A 12,390-nucleotide genomic window follows, 5' to 3' on the forward strand; every position below is an offset into this window, starting at 1 on the left:
GACCGCCGGAGATCCGGGCCGGGCAGCGGGCACGGACCGCGGCATGAGCGCGCCGGCTCGGCCAGCACCCGATACCCTCGAAACCGAGATCCGGAATCTCTCGGGCGGCCGCGTCCTACGCGCCGGTCCCGGTGGACCGGCCTTCGGGCCCTTCCGGTACCTGCGCGCCACCCGGGCAGCCACCTTCGTATCGGCCCTGCGCCGGCGCGACCGGGTGGCCGTCGCCGGGCTGACCGTCGGCTGGGCGATCTCCTTCGGGGCCTTCTGGTGGTGGTGGTGGCAACCCACGCACCGCGTCGGCTGGGCGGGACTGGCCCTGAACAGTCTGCTGCTGCTGTACCTGACCGCGCTCCCCGCCTACTACCTTCTCGCCGTCTCGCGACTGCGGCAGGTCAACCCCGCCCTCGGGGTGCCGCGGCTGCGGGTGGCCTTTGTGGTGACCCGCGCACCGTCCGAACCCTGGTCGCTCGCCCACCGCACCCTCACCGCGATGCTGGCCCAGCAGTTCCCCTATTCGTACGACGTCTGGCTGTGCGACGAGGACCCGTCCGAGCAGGCGCTGCGATGGTGCGCCGCGAACGGGGTCGGGGTGTCCAGTCGACGGGGTGTCGCCGCCTACCACCGGGCCACCTGGCCTCGCCGTACCCGCTGCAAGGAAGGCAACCTCGCCTACTTCTACGACCACTGGGGTTACCGGGACTACGACGTGGTCGCCCAGCTCGACTGCGACCACGTGCCCGGACCAACGTATCTTGCCGCGATCACGCGACCGTTCGCCGATCCCGCCATCGGCTACGTCGCCGCACCGAGCGTCTGTGACGCCAACAGCGCGAACTCGTGGTCGGCGCGGGGACGACTGCACCGCGAGGCGACCTATCACGGCCCGGTGCAGCTGGGCCACAACCGCGGCCTGGCTCCCCTCTGCATCGGCTCGCACTACGCCGTACGGACGCAGGCGCTGCGCGACATCGGCGGTCTCGGCCCCGAACTGGCCGAGGACTTCTCCACGACGTTCCTGCTCACCTCAGCCGGCTGGCAGGGTGCCTTCGCCATCGACGCCGAGGCGCACGGCGACGGCCCGCTCACGGTCGCCGACATGCTGACCCAGGAGTTCCAGTGGTCGCGCAGCCTCACCATGCTGCGCTACGACCTCGCGCCGGACCATCTGCGGCGGATGGGCGCCGCGCTGCGGCTGCGCTTCGCGTTTCAGTTGTCCTACTACCCGCTACTGGCGATCGCGACCGTCGTCGGCCTCGCTCTGCCCCCGTTCGCCGCGGTCACCGGGCTGCCGTGGGTCAACGTCAACTATCTGGAATTCCTGGCCCGCCTGGCCGCAGTATCGCTGTGGCTGCCCCTGTTGACCTTGCTGCTCCGCCGGCGCGGGCTGTTACGCCCCCGCTCCGTGCCCGTCCTGAGCTGGGAAGGTGTCCTGTTCGCCCTGACCCGCTGGCCGTACGTCGTCTGGGGCGTCCTGGCCGCGACGCGGCTCAACGCGCGGCCCAGGCAGGTCTCGTTCAAGGTCACCCCCAAGGCACGCACCGGCCTGGAGCCACTCCCGACCCGACTCGTCCTGCCCTATGCGGCGATCACCGTGGTGCTGTCCGCGGCGGCCCTGCTCGGCGAGCGGTCGGCACACACTCCGGGGTACGTCTTCCTCTGCATTCTCGGCGCCCTCTGCTACGCGGCGGCGGGCCTCGCCGTACCCGCCCTGCATGTGGTGGAGGCAGCCCGGGCCGCCGGGCTACGCGTGCGGTCAGCCGTTTCGACCGCCGCCGGACCCCTGCTGGTCGGCGTGGTGGCGCTCCTCCCGCTCGCGACGGCCATCGCCGGCTACTCCTACGCCGCAGTGCCGCTCCATATCCCATGACGCCCCGCTGCGCGGACCCACAGGAAGGAAAGTCCCATGTCTGGTTTGAAGACCGTCCTGGTGACCGGCGGCGCCGGCTTCATCGGGAGCCACACCTGCGTCGAGTTGCTCGAGCATGGCTACGAGGTGTGCATCGTCGACAACTACTCCAACAGCTCACCGGCGGCGCCGGCCCGGGTCGAGAAGGTGGCGGGCCGCCCTCTGCTGAGCGTCTACGAGGCCGACGTACGGGATCGTCGGGCGCTCTCGGCGATCTTTGCGGAGAACCCCATCGACGCGGTCATCCACTTCGCCGGGAGGAAGGCGGTCGGCGAATCGGTGTGGATCCCCGTCGACTACTACGACACGAACGTCGGTGGCACCACGAGCCTGCTGCGGAGCATGCGGGAGAACGGCGTGCACCGCCTGGTCTTCTCCTCATCGTGTTCCATCTACGGGGAGGCGGCCCGGATCCCGATCGACGAGCAGGCCCCGCCACGGCCGACGAACCCGTACGCCAGATCGAAGTGGATGTGCGAGCAGATCATCGCCGACGCCTGCCGGCAGCACCCGGAGCTGGCGGCCTATGCGCTGCGATACTTCAACCCGGTCGGCGCACATCCCAGCGGGTTGCTCGGCGAGGACCCCCGCGGCATCCCGCAGAACGTGATGCCCTATCTGATGCAGGTCGCGATCGGCAGGCTCGAACGGCTGAGCATCTTCGGCCGCGACTACGCCACCGCGGACGGTACGGCGGTACGCGACTACATCCATGTCATGGACGTCGCCCAGGCGCACCGCATCGCACTGGAGCGTCTCGACGAGGTGACGGGACTGGAGACCCTCAATCTCGGCACCGGCGTCGGGACGTCGGTCCTGGAGCTCGTCCGGGCGGTCAGCGCGACCTGTGGAAAGTCCCTGCCGTACGACATCGTCGAACGGCGGCAAGGTGATGTGGCCAGACTGGTAGCCGACCCTGGCGCGGCGGCCCGGAAGTGGGGTTGGCGCACGACCCGGAACCTCGCCGCGATGTGCCGGGACGCGTGGCGCTTCCAGCTGCTGAATCCCACCGGATTCGACGACGACCGGACGGGGCCGGCCGCCATCCCGTCGGCGCGATCGCTCGATGTGGACGCCATGCCCAGCTCACCTGCATCCGACCATCGCTGACGCTCGACGGCGACGATCAGCGGCTCACGGCCGCGCCTCAGGCGACGGTAGGATCGGCCGCCTTGGCGGCCCGCTCGATCTGCGCGCGTCTGGCTTCCCGGGAGGCCGCGTCGGGCTGCCGGTCGGCGTATCGGGCTGCCGACCCGGTCGAACCGTCGAGCTGTTCGCGCAGGATGTCGGCGTGTCCGGCGTGCCGGTTCGTCTCGGTGAGCAGGTGGACCAGGATGGCGAACAGCGTGACCTGTGGGCGCGGCCACCAGGGCACGTAGCCGGGCGAGTCGATGTCCAGGGCCATGATCGTCGCGTCTGAGTGCTCCCACACCCGACGGTAGCGGTCGATGATGTCCTCGCGCGTCTCGTGCTCGGTCGCCCACATGTCGCTGCCGCTCGCCTCGGCGTCGTCCCAGCGAGCCAGGGGTTCGGGGAACGGCCGCCCGAAGACCTCGCCGAAGTACCTGGCCTCCCAGACCGACAGGTGCTTCACCAGGTCGAGAAGATTCGTGCCGGTCGCGGTCAGGGGGCGGCGGATGTCGTACTCGCCGAGCCCGTCGAGCTTCCAGAGGATCGCCTCGCGAACCTCCCGCAGGTCGCTGTGCAGGTGCGCCTTCGCGACGTCATCGATCATGGGGCATGAGCCTGCCACGTGCTCCCGGCGACCTCAACCTGCGACCACCACCAGGGGCGAAGCCGGACCGACGTCGTTCCCCGACCGCCACCAGGGGCTGACCCCACGCGCCGTCGGCAACGGCGTCCTACGGAGTGGCGAGACGTCGCTCAGGCGGCGGGCTGGATGGCTCCGACGGTGCCGGCCCCGACGAGCGGCCGGCCGAGGAAGTCCACCGGCCCCGGATCGACATTGAAGAGCGACCGGAGGTCGAGGGCGCGGCGGGCCAGCGGTGAATCGCGGTGCGGCGTGAGCGCTTTCGCCCGTTGGGCCGGCGAGCCGGAGCGAGCGGCCCTCCTGAAACCCGGGTCCGCGCTCGATCCGCCGACCTTCGCCCCGAGGCGTTCCTGCCCGCTCGCCGCGCGCCAATCTTCCAGATTGGCGTAGGACGCGCCGGCCCACGAAACGGCCCAGCTTCCCGATTCGGCGAAGTAGTTGTTGCCCTGCAACAGGACGTTGGCCGTGGAGAACTCGTCGGCGATCACGAGGTTGGTCCCGCCCGAGACGATCAGGTTGTTGCGCAGAACGACGTTGGACAGGCCACCGAAGAATTTCTGCAAGCGGATGCCCGCGGGAGCCCAGCCCTTCGCCTCCATCACCACCGTGTTGTGGTAGACCTCGACGTTGTTGACCGACCCGGCCAGGTGGATGCCCGCGTACTCCGGCAGCTTGCGGGCGTCGTTGATGCTGATGTTGAAACGGACGACGTTGTCGGTGTGCGCGGCGTTCATTTGGCCGCTGTAGAGCAGGTACCCGGCGCCGTCGTTCTCGTAGGACAGGTTGTACTGCAGGATCGACGAGGACACGTTCTGGTCCATGTCGAAGCCACCGCCGTCCTTCTGGCCGGCCGTGTGGTTGCGGAACGAGACATTGCGCTCCATGACCACGGCGGTCGAATCCCAGGTCCAGATGCCGACCGGCCCTTCGGGGGCCGCAGCCAGCCACCCGTTGTCGTGCGCGCTGGACCGCTCGATGCGCCCGCCTCGCACACTTCCGAGGGCGATTCCGCTGCCCGTGTTGTTGAAGTGATTGGTCGGGTCTCCCGGGTTGTGGTGCGCCTCGACCTCCGACACGACAACGTCCTCGTGCGCGTAGCGCGGCGCCGCGGCGTCGAAGCGAGGCCCGAAGCTCTTCAGCCCGTTCTCCGTGTTGCCGTGCAGGTTGGCAGCCCGGATCCGTACGCCGCGAAAGCCGGTGGAATTCGGGCCGGCGGCGATCTGGATTCCGTTCTTGAACCCGCTCACCTCGACCCCGGAGATGTCCACGTGGTCGAGTGTCCGGCCGTCGGTCACGTCGGAGTAGAGCTCGATCCCGCCGGTGGTCCTGTTGTCCGCTCCGCCGCCGACGATCACCAGGTCGCGAATCTCGATGCCGGCCGTGTTGTGCACCCTGACCCCCGCGCCGCCGACGGCCTCGATCGTGGCCCGGCCGCCGCCGTAAGTGCTGACGACGACCGGATGTGCCGCGTCACCCGCCTCGCCGGACCCGAAGGTCAGGCTCCCGCGAAAGTGCGCACCCCCTTCGAGCAGGAGTTTGTCTCCCGGCTTGAAGGCGAAGGCGGCGGCCTTGTCCAGCGATCGCCATGCGGTGGCGGGCGAGGATCCGTCGAGGGCATCGTCACCGGTCGGGCTGACATGGAACGTGTGGATCACGGGCGGAGCGGCTTCCCGTTTCGACCTGAGCTCGAGAACATGCGCAACCAGGGGGAGGAACACCGCCAGCGCAAGCACCACCACCGCGACGATTCGCCGACGTGAGCGCCGGGTGCCCGGCGGGCCGACCTCCTGCAGATCAACCTCACTCTGTTGCCTATCTGTGCCGGCTAGCAAGAACTCCTACCGCCCTTCGGTAACCCCTGCATACCGCATCAAACTTCCTATATCGGCATTTTAGGCCACTCTGGTACTTGTAGTCGTCATCCGCGCGGACTGCCCCGAGATGCCCGTGGTCGTGCCGGGCGGCACCAGTCCCGGGGTTAGAGACCGTCGGGCGGGGTAGATCCGCCTTCCACTCGGCCGATGGGACCATCCTCAGCACGCCACCTGCGCTGGGGCTGCCGAGATGTCTCGGAGGGTCGATGGCAGATGAACCAGCGGGAGTGAGCGGGCCGGCGAGGCCGCACGACGTGGTGGAGTTGCGGGTCCACGGGATCGCCGCCGCAGGTGCCGCCGAGGTGTTGGACCAACCGAACGTGCAGCAGGTCGCAGGGGATCGCAGCGCGGGCTTCTACCGGCCACGACCCGGCTGCTCGGAGGCCAGCGGCCCGAGCGGGGCGACCCTGGAGGCGTACCGGTGGAGTGACCTGCCCTCCGGCACCGCGGTTCGGAGCCTCGCGCTGCTGTTCCTGCTGCCGTTCATGCTGCTCAACGTGGCGATCTGGATGCGCCCGGGAAATTCGGCTTCCGATGCGGTGGTCAGATCTCTGTGCCGGGTGCTGGGCCTCACCCTGACCGCCCTCTACGTGCTTGCCGCCGTCGGCGTCGCGCTGGACCTCGTCGCCTGGCAGTGCATGTCCTCCTCGGCCTGCCTGTCTGGTCGTAGCTGGCTGTCCTGGCTGGGTGAACGTCCCACCGGGTTGCGGCTGGCGGTGCTCGCGCTGGTGCCGGTCGCCGCCATCGTCCTGATCTGGTGGGCCAGCACGCGCCCGGGACGGTCGTTCCAGGCGTTCCGCGCGCCGGACAGCACGGTGTCCGGGCACCCGCTCAGCACGGTCGGCCAGTGGGACACCGAGCCACTGGTGGGACGGCTGCGCTCGGTCCACATCGCTGCGGCGTTCGCAACACTGGACGGCAGCCTGCTCGCCGCCCGGGCCGCACAGGGCACCTCGGCCATCACCATCGTGTTGGCGGCGGCAACGGGAGGTGTCCTGGCCACCTGTGTGGCCCTGCTCTGCACCCCCCCGCTGATCGACCGGGCCCCCACGAACCGGCGGCTCGACGGTGCCGCCCGCCTGCTACGGACGATCGCCGTCGGTCTCACCGTCGCGGTCGGCACCCACGTCCTGACCAGCCCCACACGCTGGCAGGAGGGGGGTGGCCTGCCCGGCTACGGCTCGACCCTCACCTGGCTGTTCGTCGCTCACGCCGGGCTGCTGGCCGCCCTGGCCTGCGCGCTGCTGTGGCGCCCGGACCCACAGCCGGGTCACCCACCGCTACTCGGGCTGGGCGCGCTGGCGACCGCGGCGGTGGCCGCCGGTCTCGCGGTGGCGTTCTCCGCCGAACTCGTCCGCCGGGTGGCCGACTACCTGGACCGCACCGCAGCAACTTCACAAGGCCTGGTCCCCCGCCCACCAGCTGCGTACACCTGGGCGATCTACGGCTTCTTCCGGGCGGCGCTGATCACGCTGGTCGCCGCCAGCGTGGTGACCGTGATCTCCCGCCGCGACCGCTCCCGCGCGGCGGCCGCGATCGTCGCACACGACTTCCCGGACCCGCCGCCGGAGGCCGCACCCCGGCTGCGGCAGGTGCAGCAGGCGATCGTCCGGGCCCGGTTCACCGAACGGCTGATACCGCTGGCCGTGGTCTACGCCTGCCTCGCCGGACTGAGCGCGGCAACCACCGCACTGGACCTGCTCGGGCTGTATCCAGGCGACGCACTCGAGCGGTATGCGGGGGTGCCGGCCGGCCTGGTCAACTTCGGCATCGGGATGGGCAGCTACCTGATCGCGGCGACCATGCTCAGTCTGGTCATCGGCGGAATCTTCGCCTACCGGACCGCCGGGTTCCGGCGTCACGTCGGCGTTCTCTGGGACCTTGCCACCTTCTGGCCTCGCGCCGCCCACCCCTTCGCGCCGCCCTGCTACGCCGAACGGGCCGTGCCGGAGCTGGTACGACGCATCACCTACCTGGTCGAAAGCGGCAACGCCGTCCTGATCGCCGGGTACAGCCACGGCTCCGTGCTGGTCACCGCCACCGTCATCCAACTGCCGCCCCACGTCAGCGGCCGGGTGGCCCTACTCACCTGCGGCTCACCACTGCGGCGGATCTACGCCCGGCTCTTCCCCGCCTACGTCGACGACGACATGCTGCACGAGGTGGGTGGTCGAGTCGGCTGGCGATGGTTGAACCTCTGGCGCGACACCGACGCGATCGGCGGATGGATCTTCTCCGCCCACCGGCCAGACGAGCCGTCCACCGTCACCGGCCCCGCGGCGACCGTGGACCGCCGCCTCCGAGACCCAAGCGACGTGGTCGTCCCACCCAGCGACAGCGTCCCACCGCCGATCAAGGGACACGGGCCCCGCGAGTCCGACGAGCCGTACATCGAGGCGGCGCGCGATCTGGTCGAGCGCCTCCGCAAGCCGATGGACCCAGGGCCTCATCCGGCCGACCCACCGGCCCGACAATGAAGTCGACGCCCCGGGCTCCCCGGTCAGGCCCGGTCCCTGATGCCCAGGCGTTGAGGTCTGCCTCCACGCCGGGGGCGGGCTGCTCCAGGCTGGTGGCGGGCTACCGGATCAAAGCCGCCCGGCCGACGCATCCGGCGCCAGGCGCGGATGATCGGCGCTATTGCCGGCAGGCCCGCTTCCCCGGGCTTGTTGCGACGGATCCGGCAGCCTGCCGAAGGCGCGGCGGACCTGACTGTTGGCTTCCGCCTGAGAGAGGCCGGACGCGACGAGCAGGTCGCTGGCCGTGGTGCGTATCTGGGCGAGGACGACGGTCCCGGAGAAGCCAATGTCATCCCCGTACGCTGCGCCGGCATGTTGAACGGCTTGCAGGGCTTTCGCCCGGGCATCGTGCGGCTCCCGTCGAGCCGCAAACTCGTCCCGAAGTATCCGCACCGCCTGAGCAAGGGCGAGAACCGCGTCGATCATCGCTGCCGGGACTGGCTCGTTGTCCTCGATGACAGTGACAGCTCGACGGATCAGTGTCCCGCTGCTGCCCATCGCTCTCTCCACCGGCTCGGCGGTTCGGGCGTAATGACTGAGCACACCGTGCCGGTGTCGCCATGACAACGGAGACAGCCGGGTAACCTCCCGTGCGCCCGCCACCGCCTCCCGCAATACCCGAAGTTCCTCCTGGTTTCCGCGCAGTCGGTCCCGGGCCCGGATCGCCCGCTCGATATCGCGCTCGCACAACGCCTCTGCCGTTTCCGTCAGTTGCTCGACCAGCGTTCCCAGCGCCGGTCCGGCAGCGCGCCTGACTACTCTCAACGGGTTGACCGGCAAGAGGATCGCCGTGGCCAGTGCGACACCACCGCCGAGCAGCGCGTCAGCGAACCGGGATTGCTCCACGTTCGGGGCATGCGGGCTCAATGTGGTGATCAGCACTGCGGTGCTCGCCGTCTGGATCACCACCGCCGCCCGACTGCTGAGTGCAAAGGCGGCGAGGATCGACATGACGACAATCAGGCCGAGCTGCCACGGCCCGGTGCCTATGAAGGACAGCAGCGCATCACCAACAAGCACCCCCAGCGCCACACCCACGACCAGCTCGACGATCCTCCGTACCCGCTGCCCTACAGACACGGCCAGGGTCCCGACCGCAGCAAGCGGAGCAAACACCGGACTGGGATTACCGATCAGTTCGTGCGACAGCAGCCAAGCGATTACCGCAGCGATGCCCGCCTGTAGGGCCACGACGCCTCCGCCGTACACCCGGACCGCCCGCTCTCGCACCTTGAGCCGTTGGACGAGCCGGTCCTCGGCGGCACCCCGTCCACCCGCCCGCACGAACCGTTCCCAGCGCGAGCCGGGACTGCCCTTCAGGTATCGGCGCCATGGCACCTGTTGACGCATGCTGCGCTTTACCCGTGAATGCGCGCCATACACGGCCAATGGCAATCTGCGAGCGAATACCGCGACTGTACGAATAACGGCTCTCGACCGATCAAGGGAGAGCGCCGGATGACGACCGAGACCACGGCGACCTGGGCGTCTCGATCCGGCCCGCGGTGCCGGTGTACTGCCGTTGCACCCCGACCGGACGGGTGCCTTTCTTCAGGTCACCGGCCCCGTCAGGTCAAGGCAGCGGGCCGTCGGTCTTCGCAGTCGCGCTGAGCCGATCCCGGATCAGCGCGATCACGGTGTCGGCGGTCCGGTCGAGGTGACTGCGGCCATCGGGCAGCCGGGCCTCCGGGCTGATGTAGCTGCGCGGACCGACGTGGGTGGCCGGATCGAGCCCGTGCACCGTGATCTTCCCTTCCCGGTCAGCCCGGTTCCACCCACTCCAGCGGAACAGCCGCCACCGCTGCGGGAACATCCAGGTGCTGACCCGCTCGATCCGGTCGCCGGCACTGGTGAGCCGGTCGAGGTGCTGGGCGTGGCTGAGGTCGTTGGCGCCGTTGAGGAACCCGCCGAGAGTGATCAGCCAGAGCGGGGAGCGCAGCTGGGACCACAGTTCTTCCACCGCCCCGGTGGCGACCTGGGCGCCGCCGCTGTAACTGAGCAGTACCACGGGGATACCGCTGTCACGCTGGTAACCGGCGAGTCGGAGCTGAGTGGCGATCTGCGAGCCGACGGCGCGGTTGTACAGGGGACGGTACCGGCGGTCGGCGGCGACGAAGATCTGCATCACGTTGTGCAGGAACAGCGCCAGCCCGATGTGGCGGCGCAGCCATTTCCACACCGGCCGATCGGCGAGCGCAACGGCCAGCGGAGAGTAGGGCTGTACCTGGCCCAGCACCCTGAGCTCCGGCGCTCCGTCGATCAGGGCCTTGACCAGTCGGCCGCCGTCGCGGGTGTCGTGGAAGCGGCGTTTCCCGATGCCGTCCAGATAGACCAGGTAGGCGTCCGGAGGGCGGTCCGGGTCCGCGCCCCGGGCGTGGGGCATGCCCGTGGGGAGCGCGATCGTGGGAGTCCGCCAGCCTGCGGCATAGACCAGCACCTCGTAGCGGGCGAGCAGAGCTTCGGCGATCAGGACCAGGCCGAGCCCGCCGAGCAGCAGCAAAAGCGCGAGGTCGATCATGTGACTGGCTCCGGTGCTCTTGGCTTGTTGAGCCTCACGACCAGGCGGCGGACGCCCTCGACGGCGACGCCAAGCCCGACTCCCGCGACGGCTACGCAGCCGGCGGCAGGCCACCAGCCGAGCCCGGCCCCCGTGGCGAGCGCAGCGGCGAGGCCTGCCCCCACTCCCACCATGAGCACAAAGTGCAGCACCGGCCCGAGCAGCGGGAACGCGAGGACTGCGGCGAGCAGCAACGGGGCGGCCAGGCCTGGTGTCCAGACCAGCGCGGCCTCGTCGGACGGTGACGTGGGCAGCACCAGCTCGGCAAGGGTCCACGCGGACAGCGGCCAGAGCGCGAACACCGCGCCCTCGACCACGGCGCCGGCCAGCATCAACCCGACCACCCTGGTGTGCGACACGCCGGACAGGCGTGCCACCACGGGCAGGAGACGCCCAGCGGCCTCGGACAGCCCGGCGCACAACAGCAGGATGACGACGACGGGGGACATCGGTCAGCCCTGCGGTGGCAGAACAGCAGAGCCCGGCTGAGTGACGGGGCCGGTCTGCCGCACATAGCCCTCGAGTTCGTCGGCGGCGCGCGAATAGCCGCCTGCCTCACGCTGGGCGACCTGCAGGGTGCTCGCGGCGGCCCGGAATCCGGGTTCGTCGAGCAGGCGCTGGGCGAGGACGCGCACGGCCTCCACGTCGACGTCCTCGGTGCGGATCGAGAGTCCGGCACCGAGTTCGACGATGCGGGCAGCCACCAACGGCTGGTCAGCGCCCTGCGGAACCACCAGCATCGGGACGCCGGCGTACAGGGCCTCGTTGACGCTGTTCACCCCGCCGTGGGTGAGGAACAGCGCTGCGCGGGCCAGCACCTCCAGCTGCGGTACGGAGCGGTGGGCGATCACGTCGGCCGGCAGCGGACCGAGTTCGGCGGGATCGGTTGATCCGGTGGAGATGATCACGGTGCCACCCAGCGGAGCGAGCGCGTCGGCAAGGCTGCGCAGCAGCCGCGGGTCGGCCTTGAACAGCGTGCCCAGGGAGGCGTACAGCACCGGGTCCCGCAGTCGATCGACCGGGAACGACGAGTCGGCTGGGCGGGCACCGATGCTCGGTCCGACGAACCGGTACGACTGGTCGAAACTGTCGGCCTCGGGGTGGAACGCCCGCGAGGTGTAGACCAGGTTGAGCGGCTGACGGATGTTCGCCAGGTCGATCAGGGGCACCGCACTCGTGTCGTACCGGCGGCGCAGCTCCCAGCGCGACCTCAGGTACCCCCCGGAGTGGCGGGGCCGGGCCGCCGCCGCGGCGAGCAGCTCCCAGGAGCCGCGGGTGGGGCTGGGCACCTGCCGGTTGAACGCGAACGTGGTGAACGACGACGCGGCCGGCACGTCGAGTTCCCGGGCGGCCACCGGCCCCCAGGGGCAGAGGGAGTCGTGCACGATCAGATCGGGCCGAGCGCCGCCCAGATCGGCCAGGACGGCGGGCAGCACGCGTACGGCGGTGCGGGCAAGCTGCTCCATCAGCGTGACCGGCGTGCTGGCGAGGGGTTGGTCTTCCCCGGAGTAGCGGAGCACTCGCGCGCCGGTGGCCGCGATCTCCTCAGCGAAAGCGGGCGTCGTGTGATAGGTGACGGCGTGGCCACGACGAACAAGTTCGGCCACGATCGGAAGCGTCGGGTTGATGTGCCCGTGCATGGCGATGTTGAGGAATGCGATTGCGCTCATCGGCCGACCCCGGAAAAGGAAGGAGCCAGTGCCCGGCACCAGGTAAGGATCATGATCCGCCCTTCTCGGTAACAGCGTAGACGCCGCCGGACGGGA

Annotated in this window: 9 protein-coding genes; 3 read left to right on the forward strand and 6 right to left on the reverse strand. The window is 69.9% G+C overall.

The window, feature by feature from the left end; translation table 11 throughout:
• The first annotated feature begins 43 nt into the window (after window positions 1–43).
• On the forward strand, window positions 44–1,867 hold the full coding sequence (locus V6U89_RS25225; RefSeq protein WP_334574208.1) for a glycosyltransferase family 2 protein: 1,824 nt from the start codon (window positions 44–46) through the stop codon (window positions 1,865–1,867).
• Between the two features lie 60 nt (window positions 1,868–1,927).
• The gene (galE, locus tag V6U89_RS25230; RefSeq protein ID WP_334574210.1) at window positions 1,928–3,016 is read left to right on the forward strand and encodes a UDP-glucose 4-epimerase GalE; all 1,089 of its coding nucleotides are present in this window, start codon (window positions 1,928–1,930) and stop codon (window positions 3,014–3,016) included.
• 37 nt (window positions 3,017–3,053) lie between these two features.
• Here galE and V6U89_RS25235 read toward each other — a convergent pair whose 3' ends face one another.
• Together V6U89_RS25235 and V6U89_RS25240 are read right to left on the reverse strand one after the other, a co-directional pair.
• Complete coding sequence (locus tag V6U89_RS25235) at window positions 3,054–3,641, reverse strand: DinB family protein (RefSeq protein WP_334574212.1); 588 nt, start codon at window positions 3,639–3,641, stop codon at window positions 3,054–3,056.
• Window positions 3,642–3,790: 149 nt separating this feature from the next.
• Window positions 3,791–5,413, reverse strand: a complete 1,623-nt coding sequence (locus tag V6U89_RS25240; RefSeq protein ID WP_334574214.1) for a right-handed parallel beta-helix repeat-containing protein — start codon at window positions 5,411–5,413, stop codon at window positions 3,791–3,793.
• A gap of 344 nt (window positions 5,414–5,757) precedes the next feature.
• On the opposite strand from V6U89_RS25240, the gene V6U89_RS25245 reads away from it, so the two are divergent.
• On the forward strand, window positions 5,758–8,028 hold the full coding sequence (locus tag V6U89_RS25245; protein ID WP_334574216.1) for a hypothetical protein: 2,271 nt from the start codon (window positions 5,758–5,760) through the stop codon (window positions 8,026–8,028).
• A gap of 108 nt (window positions 8,029–8,136) precedes the next feature.
• Here V6U89_RS25245 and V6U89_RS25250 read toward each other — a convergent pair whose 3' ends face one another.
• From V6U89_RS25250 to V6U89_RS25265, 4 genes are all read right to left on the reverse strand, one after another.
• Window positions 8,137–9,417, reverse strand: a complete 1,281-nt coding sequence (locus tag V6U89_RS25250) for an FUSC family protein (RefSeq protein WP_334574218.1) — start codon at window positions 9,415–9,417, stop codon at window positions 8,137–8,139.
• A gap of 223 nt (window positions 9,418–9,640) precedes the next feature.
• The gene (locus V6U89_RS25255) at window positions 9,641–10,585 is read right to left on the reverse strand and encodes a hypothetical protein (RefSeq protein ID WP_334574220.1); all 945 of its coding nucleotides are present in this window, start codon (window positions 10,583–10,585) and stop codon (window positions 9,641–9,643) included.
• Entirely contained in the window at window positions 10,582–11,073 is a 492-nt protein-coding gene (locus tag V6U89_RS25260; protein ID WP_334574222.1) for a hypothetical protein, read from the reverse strand. The genes V6U89_RS25255 and V6U89_RS25260 overlap by 4 nt, the downstream gene beginning before the upstream one ends.
• Window positions 11,074–11,076: 3 nt before the next feature.
• A complete protein-coding gene (locus V6U89_RS25265; protein ID WP_334574224.1) occupies window positions 11,077–12,294 on the reverse strand; it encodes a macrolide family glycosyltransferase in 1,218 nt (405 codons plus the stop codon).
• Window positions 12,295–12,390 lie beyond the last annotated feature (96 nt).

The organism is Micromonospora sp. CPCC 206171 (assembly GCF_036906755.1).
Lineage (GTDB): Bacteria > Actinomycetota > Actinomycetes > Mycobacteriales > Micromonosporaceae > Micromonospora > Micromonospora purpureochromogenes.

Bases quoted from the DNA above. Each gene is read 5' to 3' on its own strand.
- V6U89_RS25250 (WP_334574218.1), bottom strand. From the start codon at position 9,417: ATGCGTCAACAGGTGCCATGGCGCCGATACCTGAAGGGCAGTCCCGGC.
- V6U89_RS25245 (WP_334574216.1), top strand. From the start codon at position 5,758: ATGGCAGATGAACCAGCGGGAGTGAGCGGGCCGGCGAGGCCGCACGAC.
- V6U89_RS25260 (WP_334574222.1), bottom strand. From the start codon at position 11,073: ATGTCCCCCGTCGTCGTCATCCTGCTGTTGTGCGCCGGGCTGTCCGAG.
- V6U89_RS25225 (WP_334574208.1), top strand. From the start codon at position 44: ATGAGCGCGCCGGCTCGGCCAGCACCCGATACCCTCGAAACCGAGATC.
- V6U89_RS25265 (WP_334574224.1), bottom strand. From the start codon at position 12,294: ATGAGCGCAATCGCATTCCTCAACATCGCCATGCACGGGCACATCAAC.
- V6U89_RS25235 (WP_334574212.1), bottom strand. From the start codon at position 3,641: ATGATCGATGACGTCGCGAAGGCGCACCTGCACAGCGACCTGCGGGAG.
- V6U89_RS25255 (WP_334574220.1), bottom strand. From the start codon at position 10,585: ATGATCGACCTCGCGCTTTTGCTGCTGCTCGGCGGGCTCGGCCTGGTC.